Source organism: Variovorax sp. OV329 (genome assembly GCF_900114785.1).
Lineage (GTDB): Bacteria > Pseudomonadota > Gammaproteobacteria > Burkholderiales > Burkholderiaceae_C > Variovorax.
This window is the reverse complement of record NZ_FOUG01000002.1, coordinates 433,467-453,269: the sequence shown is the minus strand read 5'-3', so window position 1 is coordinate 453,269 and position 19,803 is coordinate 433,467. Positions and strand designations below refer to the sequence as shown.

The 19,803-nt window shown below is 67.3% G+C and carries 14 protein-coding genes; 13 read left to right on the top strand and 1 reads right to left on the bottom strand.

The window, feature by feature from the left end; translation table 11 throughout:
• Positions 1 to 7 precede the first annotated feature (7 nt).
• From BM345_RS04910 to BM345_RS04880, 7 genes are all read left to right on the top strand, one after another.
• A complete protein-coding gene (locus BM345_RS04910) occupies positions 8 to 499 on the top strand; it encodes an LbetaH domain-containing protein (protein WP_093376110.1) in 492 nt (163 codons plus the stop codon).
• The gene (locus tag BM345_RS04905) at positions 496 to 1,434 is read left to right on the top strand and encodes a glycosyltransferase family 2 protein (RefSeq protein ID WP_093376108.1); all 939 of its coding nucleotides are present in this window, start codon (positions 496 to 498) and stop codon (positions 1,432 to 1,434) included. Before BM345_RS04910 ends, BM345_RS04905 begins: the two co-directional genes overlap by 4 nt.
• On the top strand, positions 1,401 to 2,372 hold the full coding sequence (locus BM345_RS04900) for a UDP-glucuronic acid decarboxylase family protein (RefSeq protein WP_093376106.1): 972 nt from the start codon (positions 1,401 to 1,403) through the stop codon (positions 2,370 to 2,372). Before BM345_RS04905 ends, BM345_RS04900 begins: the two co-directional genes overlap by 34 nt.
• 21 nt (positions 2,373 to 2,393) lie before the next feature.
• Positions 2,394 to 3,764, top strand: a complete 1,371-nt coding sequence (locus tag BM345_RS04895; protein ID WP_093376104.1) for a UDP-glucose dehydrogenase family protein — start codon at positions 2,394 to 2,396, stop codon at positions 3,762 to 3,764.
• A gap of 565 nt (positions 3,765 to 4,329) precedes the next feature.
• Complete coding sequence (locus BM345_RS04890) at positions 4,330 to 6,309, top strand: phospholipase D-like domain-containing protein (RefSeq protein ID WP_093376102.1); 1,980 nt, start codon at positions 4,330 to 4,332, stop codon at positions 6,307 to 6,309.
• 31 nt (positions 6,310 to 6,340) lie between these two features.
• Positions 6,341 to 8,047 carry an SEL1-like repeat protein gene (locus BM345_RS04885; protein ID WP_175544900.1) on the top strand — a complete coding sequence of 569 codons (1,707 nt, stop codon included), beginning with the start codon at positions 6,341 to 6,343 and terminating at the stop codon, positions 8,045 to 8,047.
• A complete protein-coding gene (locus tag BM345_RS04880; protein WP_093376100.1) occupies positions 8,044 to 9,087 on the top strand; it encodes an SEL1-like repeat protein in 1,044 nt (347 codons plus the stop codon). Before BM345_RS04885 ends, BM345_RS04880 begins: the two co-directional genes overlap by 4 nt.
• A gap of 48 nt (positions 9,088 to 9,135) precedes the next feature.
• Here the strand turns inward: BM345_RS04880 and ppc are convergent, their stop codons facing one another.
• Complete coding sequence (gene ppc / locus BM345_RS04875; RefSeq protein ID WP_093376098.1) at positions 9,136 to 12,042, bottom strand: phosphoenolpyruvate carboxylase; 2,907 nt, start codon at positions 12,040 to 12,042, stop codon at positions 9,136 to 9,138.
• Here ppc and hemC point away from each other — a divergent pair.
• The 6 genes from hemC to BM345_RS04845 all read left to right on the top strand — a co-directional run bounded on the left by hemC (position 12,041) and on the right by BM345_RS04845 (position 19,759).
• On the top strand, positions 12,041 to 12,997 hold the full coding sequence (gene hemC / locus BM345_RS04870; protein WP_093376096.1) for a hydroxymethylbilane synthase: 957 nt from the start codon (positions 12,041 to 12,043) through the stop codon (positions 12,995 to 12,997). The two genes, ppc and hemC, sit on opposite strands and share 2 nt — an antisense overlap.
• Positions 12,994 to 13,758, top strand: coding sequence for a uroporphyrinogen-III synthase (locus BM345_RS04865; protein WP_093376094.1), 765 nt, complete (start codon positions 12,994 to 12,996; stop codon positions 13,756 to 13,758). The genes hemC and BM345_RS04865 overlap by 4 nt, the downstream gene beginning before the upstream one ends.
• 155 nt (positions 13,759 to 13,913) lie before the next feature.
• Positions 13,914 to 14,834 carry a uroporphyrinogen-III C-methyltransferase gene (locus BM345_RS04860; RefSeq protein WP_254789563.1) on the top strand — a complete coding sequence of 307 codons (921 nt, stop codon included), beginning with the start codon at positions 13,914 to 13,916 and terminating at the stop codon, positions 14,832 to 14,834.
• Between the two features lie 16 nt (positions 14,835 to 14,850).
• Positions 14,851 to 16,143, top strand: coding sequence for a heme biosynthesis protein HemY (locus BM345_RS04855; protein ID WP_093376090.1), 1,293 nt, complete (start codon positions 14,851 to 14,853; stop codon positions 16,141 to 16,143).
• A gap of 268 nt (positions 16,144 to 16,411) precedes the next feature.
• Positions 16,412 to 17,482 (top strand): polysaccharide biosynthesis/export family protein, encoded by a 1,071-nt coding sequence (locus BM345_RS04850; RefSeq protein ID WP_254789531.1) that lies wholly within the window; start codon positions 16,412 to 16,414, stop codon positions 17,480 to 17,482.
• 6 nt (positions 17,483 to 17,488) lie between these two features.
• Positions 17,489 to 19,759 carry a polysaccharide biosynthesis tyrosine autokinase gene (locus BM345_RS04845; protein ID WP_093376085.1) on the top strand — a complete coding sequence of 757 codons (2,271 nt, stop codon included), beginning with the start codon at positions 17,489 to 17,491 and terminating at the stop codon, positions 19,757 to 19,759.
• Positions 19,760 to 19,803: the final 44 nt, after the last annotated feature.

The window sequence follows — 19,803 nt, the reverse complement described above, 5'->3', positions numbered from 1 at the left end:
AAACCGCATGACCCGTGCCGCGTGGATCGGCGTCTGGCTGCTAGGCGCCGCCTGGACGCCGCGCCAGCTGGCGCCCTGGCGCCGCTTCTTGCTGCGCTGTTTCGGCGCCCGGATGGCGGCGGGCAGCGACGTGCGCGGCAGCGCCAAGGTCTGGTTCCCGGCCCATCTGGAGATGGAGCGGGGCGCGGTGATCGGCCCGAAGGTGAACGTCTACTCCATGGGCCCGATCTCGCTGGGCGAGGACGTGCTGGTGTCGCAGGGCGCCCATCTGTGCGCCGGCACCCACGACTGCGACAGCCCCGAATTCCAACTGGTGGCCAAGCCCATCCGCATCGGTGCCAAGGCCTGGATCGCGGCCGAGGCCTTCGTCGGGCCCGGTGCCCGCATCGGCGAAGGCGCGGTGCTGGGCGCGCGGGCCGTCGCCTTCGGCGAACTGGAGCCCTGGACCATCTATTCCGGCAACCCGGCCAAGCCCATCCGCAAGCGCCGCATCCAATGAACGAAGCCCCGAACCCGACCGCCGGCACGCCGAAGAAGAACTGCGTGGTTGTGCTGCTGACCTTCAATTCGGCCGGCATCATCCGCGAGACCGTCACGGCCGCCCTGCGGGTGAGTCCGCATGTCTACGCCGTGGATTCCGGCTCCACGGACGGCACCGTCCAGATCCTGCAGGAGCTGGGCTGCACCGTGGTGCAGCGCCCGTTCACCAACTACAGCGAGCAGCGCAACTGGGCCATCGCGCAGGTGGAGGAAGACTGCGACTGGCAGCTGCACCTGGACGCCGACGAGGTGCTGGACGACACCTCCGTGCAGGAGATCCGCGCGCTTCTTGCCGGCGGCGCCCGCCACGATGCCTACATGCTGCGCCGGCGCGACTACTTCATGGGCAAGATGCTGCGGTATTCGGGCGTCAATCCCTGGCACCTGCGTCTTTTCAGGAGCGGCGCGGGGCGTTGCGAGGCGCGCCTGTACGACCAGCACTTCATCCTGGTGGGTGCCCAGCGCACCAGCGCGCGCCTGCAGGGCTTCATGCACGACAAGAACGCGCTGCAGCTGAGCGACTGGATCGCCCGCCACAACCGATGGAGCGATGCCGAGGCGCGCGAGAAGTCGGGCCCGCAGTCGGTGGGCGACGACGTGCTGCAGCCGCGCCTGCTGGGCGACGCCCGCGAGCGCACGCGCTTCATCAAGCAGCTGTACTACCGCCTGCCCATCGGCGTGCGGGCCATCAGCTACTTCTTCTATCGCTACTTCTTCCGCCTGGGCTTCCTGGACGGCAAGGCGGGTTTCTACTTCGCCTTCTTCCAGGCCCTGTGGTTCCGCATGCTCGTGGACGCCAAGATCTACGAGATGAATTCGATGACCGACGACAACAACCCGAATCTGGGAGTGAGCCCTTCATGCGCCAATACAACCCGTCCAAACGCATCCTAGTCACCGGCGGTGCCGGCTTCCTGGGCAGCCACCTGTGCGACCGGCTGATCGCCGCCGGCCACGACGTGCTGTGCGTGGACAATTTCTTCACCGGCACCAAGCGCAACATCGAGCACCTGCTGCCCAGCCCGCAGTTCGAGCTGATGCGCCACGACGTGACCTTTCCCCTGTACGTGGAAGTGGACGAGATCTTCAACCTGGCCTGCCCGGCCTCGCCCATCCACTACCAGCACGACCCGGTGCAGACCACCAAGACCAGCGTGCACGGCGCCATCAACATGCTGGGCTTGGCAAAGCGGGTGCGCGCCAAGATCCTGCAGGCATCCACCAGTGAGGTGTATGGCGACCCCGAGATCCATCCGCAGGTCGAGCAGTACTGGGGCCGTGTGAACCCCATCGGCATCCGCAGTTGCTACGACGAGGGCAAGCGCTGCGCCGAGACGCTGTTCTTCGATTACCACCGCCAGCACAAGCTGCGCATCAAGGTGGCGCGCATCTTCAACACCTACGGCCCGCGCATGCACACCAACGATGGGCGGGTGGTCTCCAACTTCATCGTGCAGGCCCTGCGCGGGCAGGACATCACCATCTACGGCGACGGCAGCCAGACGCGCAGCTTCTGCTACGTGGACGACCTGATCGAGGCCATGCTGCGCCTGATGGCCACCGGCGACGACTTCCCCGGGCCGGTGAACATCGGCAACCCGGGCGAGTTCTCCATGCTGGAGCTGGCCGAGAAAGTCATCGAACTGACCGGATCGCGCAGTAAGCTGGTGCGGATGCCCCTGCCTGCCGACGACCCGAAGCAGCGCCGGCCGGACATCTCGCTTGCGCAGGAACACCTGGGCGGCTGGACGCCCAGGACGCAGCTCGACGAAGGGCTGGGCAAGACCATCGCCTACTTCGACCAACTCCTGTCCGGCACGCAGGCGGCCTGAGCGAAACCCCATTTGCGATAAATGAACATCACCATCATCGGCACCGGCTATGTGGGCCTGGTCACCGGAACCTGCCTGGCCGACCTGGGCAACCACGTGTTCTGTCTGGACGTGGACCCCGCCAAGATCGCGACCCTCAACGGCGGCGACATTCCCATCTACGAACCCGGCCTGGCTGAGCTCGTGCAGCAGAACCTGGGGGCCGAGCGCCTGATCTTCTCCACAGACGCCGTCGCTGCCGTGAAGCACGGCGACGTGCAGTTCATCGCGGTGGGCACGCCGTCGGACGAGGACGGCAGCGCCGACCTGCAGTACGTGCTGGCGGCAGCGCGCAACATCGGCCGCCACATGGAAGGCTTCAAGGTGGTGGTCGACAAGTCCACCGTGCCGGTGGGCACCGCCGACAAGGTGCGCGCGGTGATCCAGGAAGAGCTGGACAAGCGCGGCCGCGGCGACATCGGCTTTGCGGTGGTGAGCAACCCCGAGTTCCTGAAGGAAGGCGCCGCCGTCGACGACTTCATGCGCCCCGACCGCATCGTGCTGGGCGTGTCGGACGACGAGGCGGGCGCGCAGGCTTTGGCCGTGATGCGCAAGCTCTACGCGCCCTTCAACCGCAACCACGAGCGCACCCGCGTGATGGACGTGCGCTCGGCCGAGTTCACCAAGTACGCGGCCAACGCCATGCTGGCCACGCGCATCAGCTTCATGAACGAGCTGGCCAACCTGGCCGACCGCGTGGGCGCCGACATCGAGCTGGTGCGCCAGGGCATGGGCTCGGACCCGCGCATCGGCTACAGCTTCTTGTATGCCGGCACCGGCTACGGCGGCAGCTGCTTTCCCAAGGACGTGGCCGCGCTGGTGCACACCGCGAGCGAGTACGGCCAGCACCTGAAGGTGCTGGATGCGGTGAAGTCGGTGAACGACGCGCAGAAGTCGGTGCTGGTGGACAAGATCCTGGAGCGCTTCGGCCCCGACCTGAGCGACCGCAGCTTTGCCCTCTGGGGCCTGGCCTTCAAGCCCAACACCGACGACATGCGCGAGGCGCCCAGCCGCGTGCTCATCGGCGCATTGCTTCGTGCCGGTGCGCAGGTCGCGGCGCACGACCCCGTGGCGGTGGATGAAGCGAAGCGAGCGCTGGCGCTGGACTTCGCCGACGCGCCGCAACTGCTGCAGAACATCCGCTTCGTCGCCAGCCCCATGCAGGCGGCCGAGGGCGCCGATGCGCTGGTGATCGTGACCGAGTGGAAGGCCTACAAGGCGCCCCACCTGGAGCGCCTGAAATCCACGCTCAAGGCGCCCGTGATCTTCGATGGGCGCAATCTCTTCGAGCCGTGGGCGATGCGCGACGCCGGCTTCGACTACACCGGCGTGGGGCGCGGCAGCAAGCGCTAGCCGTTGGCCCAAGTAGGGCATCCCTGGAAGTTGATTACGTCGCCATGGCAATTGCAGTGTCGGCTGCCGACTTGCTTGTTGGAACCGAAGCAGACGCCAGAAAAATCGTCAATTGCTCGGCGAGGATATTGACGCAAAGTTACGCTCGCTAGCCTGACGTTCTTGTCGAGATTTTTCCGAGAGCACTTCGGGAAAAGTAGCCCCTATTGAGCGGGACCGCTCGAGCGCGGCGTGGTGCAGACTGATCGCTCCTACAAGAATTCGGGGAGTGATCATGTCTGCATTTTGCGGCGCTTCGTCGCGCACGCTTGCCGTCTCGAGCCCGGAGATTCCATCGCACCTGCGGCGCCCAGCCCTTGGGCCCGTGCGATCGTCAAGCGACGAGGCCCTCAACAGCCTCTTCGAGTACGAGCATCTCCTCCACCAGACCCCTGACGCGTCGAACATCGGCGCCTCCCGAACTGCCCGCCGATGGCGCCTAGAGCCGGCGCGGCGACTTCCTGTCGCTGCAAGCGGCACGCATCGCGAGTAGCGCCCGCAGACCCTCGCCATCGGAAGGTTCACCTTGGCCAACTACAAGACACATCGCGCCGACGAGGTCTACATCGATGAGAAATCGTGTCGCGCCACCGGCTCGATCCAGTGGCTCCTCGAAAAGCCCCACAAGGAGGGCACCCATCCCATCACGGCGAACAACCTGATCACCTTCCACATCTGCGGCGAAGAGGGCTTTGGCGCCATCGCTGCCGACCTGAAGGACGCCAGGCAAAGCGTCGACCTCGTGTGCTGGGGGTTCGATCCGGGCATGGAACTGGCGCGCAAGGGCGGCGAGTGGAAGCGCGGGCAGACCTATGGCGAACTGCTGCACGACCTGGCCACGCGCAAGGACAACCCCGTCAAAGTCCGGTTGCTGATCTGGTACAGCTACGTTGGCGGATTGGTCCAAAAGCACATGCCTGGCTACACCGATGCCATCGTCTACAACAGCACATCCACCGAAGACCAGATGCGCGATGCCGGTGGACTTGGACGGTTGGGCGCAGCAAACAGGACGCCTCTTGTCGAGCGCGCCGACTACTGCGTGATGTGGTGGCGCTGGGCGCTGGACAAGAAGAACGCGCACCTCATCGAGGTACGCATGCGCGATGGCGATAAGGACGCCAACCGCCGGGCCTTGAAAACCGACCCGTACACGCGGCCAAGCAGCAGCGGGGTGTTCCCGTATGTGAATGAAAAAGCCTTGCTGGAGGATTCCGGCACGCATCACCAGAAGACCGTGATGATCGACTACGCGTACCAGGACGGCGCGAAGGCCGTCGGCTACGTCATGGGCCTGAACTCGCTGACCGACTATTGGGACAGCGCCAGTCACAGGTTCAACGACGAGCGGCGCGAGTACGACGAGACCGGCAAGAGCGAGACCTTCGAGCGGCTGAAGAAGGAAGACCCGCGCAAGGCGACTCGCGTGAGGCGTGACCCCTATCGCGACTATGCATGCCGGATCGAGGGCGGGGCGCTGCAGCGGGTGAATGACAACTTCGCCGACGGGTGGCTGCGCGCCGGAGGCGATGCCAGCAAGCTCAAACCGGCCAGGCTGGGCGCCAAGAACTACTTCGGCCAGGGCTCGCGCGTGCAGATCGTGCGCACGCAGCCCACCGACCAGGACCAGACCATCCGCGACACCTATTGGCAGGCCTCGAGCTTCGCGCGCAACTACCTGTACATCGAGAACCAGTACTTTCAGTACGAGGAGTGGGCCCGCTGGCTCAAGACCTGCCGCCAGGACTTCCGTCAATGGTTCCAGAACGCGGGGCAGCCGTCAGACAAGCCCGGAATCCTGCATGCCTTCATCGTGATTCCCAAGCCCGAAAAGGCCCAGATGCAGCCGCGCACCTTCGACACCGTCAAGAGCCTGGGGCGCAGCGACCAGATGCACGACATCGACGATGACGGGCAGGACCGGGGCCAATACGTCGAGATGAAGAAGGAGGACGAGTACATCGAAGGGTGGAAGAAGTCGAAGCTCGCTCAAGTCATGACGCCGGAGCCGCAGCACAGCGAGGTGGGGGCAAGCGCGGCGGCGATTCAAGAACCCAGCGCAAGCGATCTGGAAAGCATGGGCCTGAAGGTGCTCATCGCCATGCTGGTGAGCTACGACGACGGGGCAAGTGGCCTGAGGCCCAAGGACATCAAGGCCAGGTACAGGCAGGTGTACATCCACAGCAAGCTGATGGTGATCGACGACGCCTTTGTCACGCTGGGCAGCGCCAACATCAATCAGCGCAGCATGTTGACGGACAGCGAGATCAACATGGCAACGGATGACCATGGAAAGGCCAAGGATCTGCGGCAGAGGGTTTGGGGGCAGATTGCAGGCGGGGCACTCAATGGCGCTGACGGTAGCTCAAGGCTGATCGCCAGAGCCTTCGAGGATTGGCAACAGCTGATGCAAAGAAACGACGGCCGCAAGAAGCAAGGGCAGCCCTTGGAAGGGTTTCTCTGCACCTTCCGCGACAGCAAGTTTAGCTACGAACGGTGGGCGTGAGACGACGATGAGGTGTCGTCTCCTCTCGCTCTTGATCGCCTCATTGGCAGTTGCTTTTTTGAATGCGTGCAACATGAATTCCTCCGACTCTCAGACCTCCAAAGAGCCCCTGCCGCGTCACCAGGCACTCAAGACCTTCGATCCGCATCGCAAGGACTTCACGTGCAAGTACGAGGCCAATGCGGCGCCGCCCATCGACCCAGAGGCGGAGGCCTGGAACCAGGAGGCGCTGTACGTCACGCGCTATGCGCTGTGGCAGAACCAGAAGGACTGGAAGAAAGCCGAGGCGCTGTGGATCAAGGCTGCGCAGCGCAAGCATTGGAAGGCCATGATGAATCTGGCCAGTCTGTATGAAAAGGGGGAGGGCGAAAGTGCTTACCAGGGGCAGGCCCTGTCGGTGGTGAAAGCCGACCCGGACAGAGCCGTGACCATCGTCGAGGAGGCGATGCGTCTTGGCATCCCGGCGGCCTACGACAAGATGGGCAACTACCACGCCAACGGCACAGGCGGCATCCGCATCAGCGGCAGCCGCGCCTGGGCGTTCTGGCAGATGGCCGCCGACATGGGCAACCCCCAGGCCCTCACCCACATCGGCAAGGCGACCGCTGCCACCTACGACAACCCCGAGGAAGGCTTCTGGGGCAACATGCCCATTGCCATCCAGATGCTTGAGTGCGCGTTCGGTCAAGGGTTTGGTCAAGCTGCACTCGAACTCGGTGTGGTTCTCGATGTTGGCGGCCGCGACCCATCACGCGCACTTTTCGTTCTTCACGAGGGCGTCAAGATGGGAAGCGAAAGGGCTGCGAAGTACTTGGGCAGTTCGTTTCGACATGGCGACTCACTAGTGCGGGGAAGCAAGGACCAAGCTCGCGAAGAGCGCTATGACGCTCTTGGCGACGCCCTGTACCACAACCCCGACCTTCGGTTCCCCAATCTGGACAAGGTCGTGCCCCTGCCGCCGGCGAAGCTGCCTTCGTGGGACATGAGCCAGCCCCAGACCCTTGTCGACGCCGCCAAGGGCCTGGTTCCCGCACCTGCCGTCAAGCCGACGCCCGGCTCACAGCGTACCGGCCGCGCTCACATCCCCCAGGGCTATGCGCTGCCGGAACGCGCCGTGGTGCCCGCCAGCGAATGGCGCGATCCCGACAGAAGCCACACGGCGTACGCCGTGGCGCCTGAAAGGGAAGGAGCGGCCGTTCCCTTCAGCGGCTACTGGATCGCCCGTCTGAACGAGTCGCATAGGGAGTTCCAGTTCGCCTGGAACGAGGGCCAGGTGCCCCAGCGCTACGCCCGCGCCGAAACCTTCGCATTCGTAAACAAGCAAGAACTGGACTGGGCACCCCCGCAGGGTGTGAGCTGGCACTACCTGGGCACGCCCGTGAAGCTGCCCGATCCGCCCGTGCACGACCTGGCCCGCCGGGGTGTGGCGCGCTTGACGCGCCTTCCCGAAGGCCCGCGGCTGGATTGCTGGGGCAGCAAGCCCTGCCCGCGCACCGGCGTGTGGGTGGGCCTGCTCGTGAACCGTGAGCATCCCTTGTTCAAGGTCTTCGATCGCCTGGACCGCCAGGCCTATGTGCAGGAGGGGCAGGCATTCCCCGACCCTCGCACGCTGGGCCTGGACGTTGCACGAGAAGAGGTGCAGTGGCTGTGGTTGGACAACGCCAACCAGCCCGGCCCCAGCGGCACCCGCATCACCTTGTCGGACCTGCATGACGACGAAGGCAGCGCCAAGGGATGAGCGTGGCCGGGCGCGTCTTGGCTGTACTCATGCTGTTTGCATTGGGCGCCTGCGACATCAACCCGTTTGACCGCCAGGCGGCCAAAGAGCCCCTGCCGCGTCACCAGGCACTCAAGACCTTCGATCCGCATCGCAAGGACTTCACCTGCAAGTACGAAGCCAACGCGGTGCCGCCCATCGATCCAGAGGCGGAGGCCTGGAACCAGGAGGCGCTGTACGTCACGCGCTATGCGCTGTGGCAGAACCAGAAGGACTGGAAGAAGGCCGAGGCGCTGTGGATCAAGGCTGCGCAGCGCAAGCACTGGAAGGCCATGATGAATCTGGCCAGTCTGTATGAAAAGGGGGAGGGCGAAAGTGCTTACCAGGGGCAGGCCCTGTCGGTGGTGAAAGCCGACCCGGACAAAGCCGTGACCATCGTCGAGGAGGCGATGCGTCTTGGCATCCCGGCGGCCTACGACAAGATGGGCAACTACCACGCCAACGGCACGGGCGGCATCCGTATCAGCGGCAGCCGCGCCTGGGCGTTCTGGCAAATGGCCGCCGACATGGGCAACCCCCAGGCCCTCACCCACATCGGCAAGGCGACCGCTGCCACCTACGACAACCCCGAGGAAGGCTTCTGGGGCAACCTGCCCATTGCCATCCAGATGCTCGAATGCGCGTTCGCTCAAGGGTTCGGACGAGCGGCCTACGAACTGGGCACCGTTCTGCAGACAGGTGATCGTGACAACGCCCGCGCGCTTAGAGTCTTGCACGAGGGTGTCAAACTGGGATGTGAGGCTTGCGCGAATGCCCTCGGCTCTAAGTTTCGGCATGGTAGTCCTGTTGTGGGCGGCAGCAAGGACCAAGCTCGTGAAGAGCGCTATGACGCTCTTGGCGACGCCCTGTACCACAACCCCGACCTTCGGTTCCCCAATCTGGACAAGGTCGTGCCCCTGCCGCCGGCGAAGCTGCCTTCGTGGGACTTGAGCCAGCCCCAGACCCTGGTCGACGCCGCCAAGGGCCCGGTTCTCGCTCAGATCGTCAAGCCCGCACGCTGAACCAGGACCAGCTGCGCGGACGCTCCGAGCAAGTCAAGCGCTTGGCATCTACCCGGTATTACGCAACCCGGCCGCCACCCCGTTGATCGAGATGTGGATGCCGCGCTGCAGCCGCTCGCCGCTGTCGCCCGCGCGATAGCGGCGCATCAGCTCCACCTGCAGGTGGTGCAGCGGGTCGATGTAGGGGAAGCGATAGCGGATGGAGCGCTGCATGTCCAGGTTGCCCTCCAGCCGCTGCTTCGCGCCCGTCACCAGACTCAGGGCTTCCGAGGTGCGGTGCCACTCGGCATCGATCATCGCGAACACCTTCTTTCGCAGCTTGCGGTCTTCCACCAGCTCGGCGTAGCGCGTGGCCAGCGCCAGGTCGCTCTTGGCCAGCACCATGTCCATGTTCGACAGCAGGGTGCGGAAGAAGGGCCACTGCGCGTACATGCGCTGCAGCAGTGCCAGGCGCTCCTTGCGCTTGGCCGGACTTCCGGCGGACTGCAGGAAGGCCTGCACGCCCGAGCCGAAGCCGTACCAGCCGGGCAGGGTGAGCCGGCACTGGCCCCAGCTGAAGCTCCAGGGCACCGCGCGAAGGTCCTCGATGCGGTGGCTGGGGTTGCGTGAGGCGGGGCGCGAGCCGATGTTGAGCTCGGCGATCTCGCGGATGGGCGTTGAGCCGAAGAAGTAGTCGCCGAAGCCCGGCGTGCCGTAGACCAGCTCCCGGTACGCGGCCATGCTGGCGGCCGAGAGTTCGTCCGCCGCCGCCGTGAAGGCCGCAGGCGCCGCCTTGGTGGTGGGCAGCAGGGTGGCTTCCAGCGTGGCGGCCACCAGCGTCTCGAGGTTGCGCCGGCCGATCTCGCGGTTGGCGTACTTGGAGCCGATCACCTCGCCCTGCTCGGTCAGGCGGATCTGCCCGCGCACGGTGCCGGGGGGCTGCGCAAGGATGGCCTGGTAGCTGGGGCCGCCGCCGCGGCCCACGGTGCCGCCGCGGCCATGGAACATGCGAAGGCGCACGGCCTGGCCCTCGGGCGCTTCCTTGGCCATTTCGTCGAACAGCGCGACCAGCGCCGCGCCGGAGCGGAACAGCTCCCAATTGCTGGTGAAGATGCCGCCGTCCTTGTTGCTGTCGGAGTAGCCCAGCATCACGTCCTGCTCGGCGCCCGAGCGGCGCACCAGCGCCGCGATGCCGGGCAGCTGGTAGAAGGCGCGCACGATGGGCGCCGCGTTGCGCAGGTCGTCGATGGTCTCGAACAGCGGCACCACGATCAGGTCGGCCACCGCGTCGCCGTCCAGCGTGCCGCGCATCAGGCCCACTTCCTTCTGCAGCAGCAGCGCCTCCAGGAGGTCGCTCACCGTCTCGGTGTGGCTGATGATGTAGTGGCGGATGGCGTCGCTGCCGTAGGTGGCGCGGGCGGCACGGGCCGCGACGAAGATCGCCAGCTCGCTCTTGGCCAGCGGCGAGTAGTCGGCGTCGGGCACGCGCAGCGGGCGGGCCTCGTCCAAGAGGCGCAGCAGCAGGGTCTGCTTGGCTTCCTCGGCCAGCGAGGCATAGGCCGGCTCGATGCGGGCGGTGGCCAGCAGTTCGGCGATGACGGCCTCGTGCTTGTCGGAACTCTGGCGCAGGTCCACCGTGGCCAGGTGGAAGCCGAACACCTCGACGGCGCGCACCAGCGGCGACAGGCGCTGCCCGATCAGCGCGGCGCCATGCTTCTCGCGCAGCGAATCCTCGATGCAGCGCAGGTCGGCCAGGAACTCGGCGGCCGTCTTGTAGGGGTTCTGCGGCGCGATGGCGTGGCGTGCCGCCTGGCCGCCGGTGAGGACCTGCAGCGTGGCCGCCAGCCGCGCATAGATGCCGGTGAGGGCGCGGCGGTAGGGCTCGTCGCGGCGGTGCTCGCTGGTGTCGGGCGAGCGCTCGGCCAGCGAATGCATCTCGGGCGTGAGGTCCACCAGCGTGGCCGACAGCGAGAGCTCGCCGCCCAGGTAGTGCACCTCGGTCAGGTAGTAGCGCAGCACCAGCTCGGCCTGGCGGCGCAGCGCGTACTGCAGCGTGTCGGCCGTGACGTTCGGGTTGCCGTCGCGGTCGCCGCCGATCCACTGGCCCATGCGCAGGAAGGGCGCCACGCCGTCGTGGCCCAGCGCGCGTTCCAGGTCGGCGTACACGCGCGGGATCTCGCGCAGGAAGGTGGCCTCGTAGTAGCTCAGCGCGTTCTCGACTTCGTCGGCCACGGTCAGGCGCGAGAAGCGCAGCAGCCGCGTCTGCCACAGCTGGGTGACGCGGGTGCGGATCTGCTCCTCGTTCTGCGCCAGCTCCGCCGGCGTGAGCGCATCGGTCTTGCCGCCGGCCTGGCTGGCCCAGACGCGCTGGCGCAGCAGGATGTCCTCGCGCGCCGCCAGCAGCTGGCCGATGCCGCGCTCGGCGTCCAGGATGCTCTTGCGCTGCACTTCGGTGGGGTGGGCGGTGAGCACCGGCGAGACGTAGCTGCGCGCCAGCGTCTCGACGATGGCCTCGGTGGACACGCCCGCCTTGCGCACGCGCGCCAGCGCCACGTCCAGGCTGCCCTCGATGTTCTGGCCGGCACGCTCGGCCTCCGTGCGGCGGCGGATCTGCTGCCGGTCCTCGGCCAGGTTGGCCAGGTGGCTGAAGTAGGTGAAGGCGCGGATCACGCGCACGGTCTGCGCCGCGGACAGGCCCTTCAGGAGGTTCTTGAGCGCGCGGTCGGCCGAGTGGTCGGCATCGCGGCGGAAGGACACCGACAGGGTTCGGATCTTCTCGACCAGCTCGAAGGTGGCCTCGCCCTCCTGCTCGCGGATCACATCGCCCAGGATGCGGCCCAGCAGGCGGATGTCGGCGATCAGTGCATGGTCGTCGTTGTCACTGCCCTTGCGCGGCGTGGGGGAAGTCTTCTTGTCCTTGCTGTTTTTCACTTCGTTGTGTCCTCGTCCTCGCCGCGGGTTGCTGCGACGCAGCATGCTAGCATCCGGCGCACTTTTTCCTCAGCGCCGGAGACACGCTTTGACCCCTCTCGTGATCGCCACGCGCGAAAGCCGGCTGGCCCTGTGGCAGGCACGACACGTTCAGTCGCTGCTCGAGGCCCGCGGCCACGCGGTCAGCCTGCTGGGCATGACCACCCAGGGCGACCAGATCCTGGACCGCTCGCTCAGCAAGGTGGGCGGCAAGGGCCTGTTCGTGAAGGAGCTCGAGGCGGCCCTCGAAGAAGGCCGCGCCGACCTCGCGGTGCATTCGCTCAAGGACGTGCCCATGGAGCTGCCGCCCGGCTTCGCCCTGGCCTGCGTGCTCGAGCGCGAGGACCCGCGCGACGCGCTGGTCTCGCCCCGCTACGAACGCCTGGCCGACCTGCCGCAGGGCGCGGTGGTGGGCACCTCCAGCCTGCGCCGCATGGTGCTGATCCGCGCGCTGCGCCCCGACCTTCGCATCGAGCCGCTGCGCGGCAACCTGGACACGCGCCTGCGCAAGCTGGACGAGGGCCAGTACGACGCCATCGTGCTGGCCGCCGCGGGCCTCAAACGCCTGGGGCTCGAGGAACGCATCCGCACCGTCTTCGAGCCGGACGAGATGCTGCCGGCCGCAGGGCAGGGCGCCCTCGGTATCGAAGTGCGCGCTTCCCGGCAGGACCTGATCGACCTTTTGGCGCCGCTGTCTTCTTCCAGCGATGCACTGGCGACGGCTGCCGAACGCGCGGTCAGCCGCGCCATGGGCGGCAGCTGCTCGATGCCGCTGGCCGCACATGCCCGCTGGCAGGGCCAGCGGCTTCGCATCGACGCCGCCTGGGGCGATGCCGAGGCCATGGCGCCCCTGGTGCGCGTCCAGCTCGAGGGCGAGGCCGGCACCCCGGAGCAAGCCGAGGCACTGGGCGAGCAGGTGGCGCAATCCCTGCGCCAGGCCGGAGCGCGAGTGGGCGCATGACGGGCCGGCGCGTGCTGGTGACCCGGCCGGCGCGCGAGGCAAGGCGCTGGGTCGATGCACTGCGCCAGCGCGGCCTCGATGCCCATGCGCTGCCGCTTCTGGCCATCGAGCCGCTGGGCGACGACGCCGCCCTGCGCGCCACCCGCGCGCGAGCCGACCTGTTCGACGCCTGGATGTTCGTCAGCGCGGCGGCGGTGGAGCACTTCCTCGTGTCGCCGCAGCCGGCCGAAGGCCCGCGCTGCTGGGCGACGGGCCCCGGGACCGCGTCGGCGCTGGAGGCGGCCGGCGTGCCGCTTTCCCGCATCGACGTGCCGGGCCCGCAGTCCAACCAGTTCGATTCCGAGTCGCTGTGGCGCATCGTGCAGCCGCAGGTGCATGCCGGCACTCGGGTGCTGTTCGTGCGCGGTGCCGATGCCGGCGGCCAGCCGGCCGGCCGGGATTGGCTTTCGCGCCAGGTGGCCGAGGCTGGCGCCGAGCAGGAGGCGCTGGCGGCTTACCGGCGCGTTCCACCCGCTTGGAGCGAGGACGATCGCCGCACCGCGATGGCGGCCGCCACCGACGGCAGCCTGTGGCTTTTCAGCAGCTCGCAGGCCATCGCCAATCTGCGCGAGGCGCTGCCGCAGGCCGACTGGTCGGGCGCCTTTGCCGTCGCCACGCATCCGCGCATCGCGCAGGCCGCGCAGGTCGCGGGTTTTGGCCGTGTTTTCCATTCGTCTGCGCAGTTCGATGCCGTGGTGGCGTCTATAGAATCCTTTCAATGAGCATTGCCTCCACCGACCCAGCCATGCCCGACCACGGTGAACGCGTGCCGGTCCCGCTGGCGGCGCCAGCGGCCTCGGTATCGCATGCGGCTTCCCACAACGCCTCGCGCCTCGTGCTGGGCGTGCTGGCGGCAGTCGCCTTCGTGGCGCTGCTGATGGTGATCGCGCTGTGGCAGAAGGTCAGCGGCATGCAGGAGCAGCTCGCGCGCCAGAGCGCCGACGCGCTCGCGCAGTCGGCCGAGGCGCGCACGCTGGCGCGCCAGGCCAGCGAGACGGTGCGCGACGCGGCCGCCAAGGTGGCGCTCAACGAGACCCGCGTGGCTGAACTCACATTGCAGCGCTCGCAGCTCGAGGAGCTGATGCAGAGCCTCTCGCGCTCGCGCGACGAGAACCTGGTGGTCGACATCGATTCCGCCATCCGCCTTGGCCTTCAGCAGGCGCAGGTCACCGGCAACGTGGAGCCGCTGCTGGCCGCGCTCAAGGCGGGCGAGCAGCGCGTCGCCCGCTCCTCGCAACCCCGGCTGGCGCCCCTGCAGCGCGCCCTGGCGCGCGATGCCGACCGCATCCAGGCCACCTCCACCGGCAACATCGCCGACGCGCTGCACAAGCTCGATGACCTGATGCGTCTGGTCGACGACATCCCCACCTTGAATGCGGTGGCCACGCAGACTGGCACCCCGCTGTGGGGAGCCGACCCGCTGCCGGCGGACGCCCCCTGGTGGCAGCGCATGCTCGCGTCGGTGCGGCAGGAACTGCGTTCGCTGGTGCGCGTCGGGCGCGTCGACAAGCCCGAGGCGGTGCTGGTGTCGCCCGAGCACGTGTTCTTCCTGCGCGAGAACCTCAAGCTCAAGCTGCTCAACGTGCGGCTGTCGCTGCTTTCGCGCCAGGTCGATTCGGCACGCAACGAGTTGGCCTCGGTCACCACTGCGCTCAACCGCTATTTCGACCCGCGCTCGCGCCGCACCCAGAGCGCGGCCACGCTGCTGCAGCAGCTGCAGGCGCAGGTGAAGGAAAGCGCGGCGCCCAACGTCGACGAGACGCTGGCCGCGCTGTCCACGGCCGCGGCCGGGCGCTGAAGGCACGCCACCGACGATGCGCGCCGCACTCTGGCTCCTGGCCCTCTTCGGCATCGCCGCCGCGGTGGCGCTGTTCGCCGGCAACAACCAGGGAACGATCACCGTCTTCTGGCCGCCCTGGCGTGTGGACTTGTCGCTCAACCTGGTGCTGCTGGGGCTGGTTGCGCTCTTCGTGGTCCTGCATCTGGCGCTGCGCGGCCTGGCGGCCCTGTTCTCGCTGCCGCGCCAGGCGCGCCAGTGGCGCCTGCAGCAGAAGGAGCGGGCGGTGCATGCCTCGCTGCTCGACGCCCTGGCCCAGCTGCTGGCCGGCCGCTTCTCGCGCGCGGGCAAGGCGGCGCAGGCGGCGCTGGCGCAGGAGCACGTGCTGGAGGGGCTGGATGCCGGGCTGCCTCAGGCGCTGCAGGTGCGCACCATGGCGCATCTGCTGGGCGCGGAAAGCGCCCACGCGCTGCAGGACCGTGCCTCGCGCGATGCCCACATGCAGCACGCGCTCAACGAGAGCGCCAGTGCCGGCGCCCAGCTCAGCCCCGAGACCCGCGAAGGCGTGCAGTTGCGTGCTGCCCACTGGGCCCTGCAGGACCGCGACGCGCCCACCGCCCTGGCCCGCCTCAAGGAATTGCCGCACGGGGCGCAGCGCCGCACCCTGGCCCTGCGCCTGCGCCTGAAGGCCGCGCGCATGGACCGCCGCACGCTGGAAGCGCTGGAAACCGCGCGCCTGCTGGCCAAGCACCGCGCCTTCTCGCCCACGGCGGCGCACAGCATCATCCGCGGCCTGGCCACCGACCTGCTGTCCGAGGCCCATGACGCCGGCCAGCTGATGCGCGCCTGGGCGGAGCTGGAGGCCGAGGAGCGAGAGATGGCCGAGGTCGCCATCCACGCGGCGCAGCGCCAGGTGCTGCTGCGCGGCGACCTGGCGCTGGCGCGCACCTGGCTGCTGCCGGTGTGGGAGCGCATGGTGGCCGATCCGCGCAGCCTCAACGACGGGCTGCGGGTCAAGCTGGCACGCGTGCTCGAGGCCGGGCTGGATTCGGTGGATGCCGACTGGCTGGCGCGCATCGAGGCGGCCCAGCGCAACAACCCGCGCGACCCCAACCTGCAATACCTGGCCGGCATGGCCTGCATGAAACGCCAGCTGTGGGGCAAGGCCCAGCAGTTGCTGACCCAGGCAGGCCTGGGCCTGCAGGACATCGGCCTGCACCGCCAGGCCTGGCAGGCGCTGGCGCGCCTGGCCGAGGAGCGCGGCGACCAGGAAACTGCTGCCGCGGCCTGGAAGCGCGCCGCCGGCACCGACGTCTCTTCCCAGGCCTGAGCTTTTTCCGCCCGGGTGGGTCTGCGCACGGACATGGGACAGGCGCGTCAGTTGCCGACCTACATGGGGCGGCCGGGAAGGTGACTTTTCCCCAGCCATTAGTGATAGCTCTCAAGTGGGCTGGCCTTCCGTTGACATTCCCTGTACATTCAGTAACTGATTGCAAAAGTATTACTGCTTTGCAGTAGCGGAGGTTTTTTTGAAGTCCTTGTACCTACACGGCGCCAGCCTGCTGTGCATCGGGGCCCTGCTCCAGGGATGTGCTGTCGTGCCCGGTTACGACTCGGTGCGTTACGAAAAGTCGACGGCCATGCCCGTGCCCGGCACGGACACGGCGGACTTGCCGCCCGACGGCGCCATCACGTCGATCACCCCCGAGGTGATCGCCAAGCTCAAGGGTGATGAGGTCAAGCCCATCGGGCCGGAGGTCCAGGCCCTGCTGGGCGAGCCCGAGCCCTACCGCATTGGCGTGGGCGACACGATCGGCATCTACGTCTACGACCATCCCGAGCTCTATTTCAACCAGACGGCGCCGCCCACCACCGTGGCCGACCCTGCATCGGTGTCGCCGGCGCCCGGCTTTATGGTGTCGAGTTCGGGCATGCTCAACTTCCCTTATGCCGGCCAGATCAAGGCGCAGGGCATGACGATCCAGGAGCTGACCGACCTGCTGTCGCAGCGCCTGAGCCGGGTCTTCAAGAACCCGCAATTGCAGGTGCGGGTGGAGGCCTTCCGCAGCAAGCGCGTGTATGTCGAAGGCGAAGTGCGCAACCCTGGCATCCACGTCATCGCCGACATTCCCATGACCCTGCCGGAGGCGATCAATCGCGCCGGCGGTTTCGCGCCCACGGGCGACCGCTCCTTCGTCACGCTGACCCGCAAGGGCGTTACCACCTCGATCGACATGATGCGCCTGGCGCAGGCGGGCGTGGACCCGTCGCGCATCCCGCTGACGAATGGCGACATCGTCTTCGTGCGCAACCGCGACGAGCGCAAGGTGATCGTGATGGGCGAAGTGCTGGTTCCTCAGGCCCTGCTGATGCGCAATGGCCGCCTGTCGCTCAACGATGCGCTGGCCGAGGTGGGCGGTGCCAACCTCAACCTGGCCAACCCGCGCCAGATCTACGTGATCCGCAACCAGCCGCAGGGCGGCTATTCCATCTATCACCTGGACGCGAAGAGCGCGACGGCGCTGGCCCTGGCCGACGGCTTCCCGCTCAAGCCCAAGGACGTGATCTACGTCGATCCGGTCCCACTGGTTCACTGGAGCCGCGTGGCCAACCTGATCCTGCCTTCGACCAGCGCCTACACGTCGGTTGTCAACCTTCCGAAGAACTGACCTGACATGAATTCCAAACTGCCTTATTCGGGATTCGGTCCGGCCACGGCGCCGGTGGCGGCGGTCGACCCGGCCGCCGAGGGGGACGTGGACCTGGGCCGCTACCTGGAAGCCCTGATCGTCAACCGCTGGCTGATCGTCGGGATTGCCGTGCTGGTCACGGTGCTGGGCGTGGTCTACGCACTGCTGCAGAGACCCATCTACGCGGCCAACCTGGTCGTGCAGGTGGAGGACTCCGAAGGCGCATCCAAAAACGTCCTGGGTGCGGCCAGCACGCTGTTCGATCTGAAGACGCCGGCGGCTGCCGAGATGGAGATCATCCGCTCGCGCACCGTGATCGGCGAGGCGGTGGATGCCTCCCACCTGAACATCGAGGCAGCGCCGCGCTATGCGCCCTACGTGGGCGAATGGCTGGCACGCCGCGCCAGCGGGCTGTCCGATCCCGGCTTCCTCGGCATGCCGGGCTACGTGACGGGCAGCGAGCGCATCTCGGTGTCGCGCTTCGAAGTGCCCCAGCGCCTGGAGACAGTGCAGTTCTTGGTCACCGCGGAAGCCGACGGCCGTTACACGCTGAGCAGCCCGCGCCTGGCCGAGCCACTCAAGGGCCAGGTCGGCGTGCCGCTCAAGGCCGACACGCCGGACGGGCGGATCGAGTTGCTGGTCGACGCCCTGGCTGGCAAGCCGGGGGCCGAGTTCTACGTCACGCGACTGTCGCGCCAGGCGACCATCTCTGCCGTGCAGGGCGGCATGTCGCTGGTGGAGATGGGCAAGCAGTCGGGCATCATCAATGTCGGCCTGCAAAGCGGCAATCCGGTGCAACTGGTGCGTGTGCTCAATGCGATCGGCGACCAGTACGTGCGCCAGAACGTCGAGCGCCGCGCGGCCGAGGCACAGAAGTCGCTTGCTTTCCTGGACGTGCAACTGCCTGCGTTCAAGCGCCAGCTGGAGCAGTCCGAAGAGGTCTACAACCGCTACCGCAACCAGAAGGGCACGGTGTCCTTTACCGAGGAAGCCACGATCGCACTTGGCCAGGCGGTGGACCGCCAGACCAAGCTGCTGGAACTGCAGCAAAAACGCAAGGAGCTGGAAGCGCGCTTCACCCCGGCCCATCCGATGGTGCAGACGCTGGATTCGCAGATTGCCGCCCTGCGGGGCAACCTGGGCGAGGTGCAGAGCCGCATCAAGGCGCTGCCTGAAACACAGCAGGAAGCCGTGCGCATGGAGCGCGACGTCAAGGTCAACACCGAGCTGTACCAGTCGCTGTTGAACAACGCCATGCAGCTTCGCCTGGTGAAGGAAGGCAAGGTCGGCAACGTGCGCGTGCTGGACGCCGCCGTCGAGCCGCAACTGCCGATCAAGCCGCAGCGCAAGACCATCGTCGCGGCAGCGCTGGCGCTGGGCGTGTTCCTGGGCGTGGTGGCTGCGCTGATCCGCAACATGCTGGTCGAGCAGCGCATCAAGGATCCCTTCGAGGTCGAGGCGCAGACCGGCATGGCCGTGTTCTCCACCATCCCGACCAGCAACCAGCAGGCAGGCATCGCCCAGCGCCGCCTGACCGGTCCCACCGGGGTGCGGCTGCTGGCCATCGAGCATGCGGACGACCCGACCGTGGAAAGCCTGCGCAGTCTTCGCACCGCGATGCAGTTCGCCATGCTGGAAGCGCCGAGCAACCGCGTGCTCATCACCGGCGCCACGCCGGGCGTGGGCAAGAGCTTCGTCACCGCCAACTTCGCAGCGCTGCTGGCCGCCTCGGGCAAGAAGACGCTGATGATCGATGCCGACCTGCGGCGAGGCCACCTGCACCAGTACCTGGGCTTGCAGCGCCACGGCGGCTTGTCGGAACTGATCGCTGGCAGCCTCACGATCCAGCAGACGGTGCACCGCCAGGTGGTGCCCAACCTCGACTTCCTGGCCACCGGCCAACTGCCGCCGAACCCGGCCGAACTGCTGACCTCCGAGTCCTTCACCAGCATGATGCAGAAGCTGTCGGAGCAGTACGACTTCGTGGTGATCGACACGCCGCCGGTGCTGGTGGCCTCGGACACCTCGTCGATCGCCACGCATGCCGGCACCGTGCTGCTGGTGGCGCGGGCCGAACTGTCGACCATGGGCGAGCTCAAGGAATCCATGCGCCGGCTGTCGCTGGGCGGCAAGACCGCCGCGGGCGTGCTGCTCAACGGCGTGGACAACAAGCGCCGCAATATCGGCAGCTACCGCTACGGCCGCTATCGGCACGCCGACTACAGTTACGAGAGCATCCTGCCGGAAAACCAGTAAGGGCCGGCAGATCCTCGAGAAGGGCGCGCACCGACGGGTGCGCG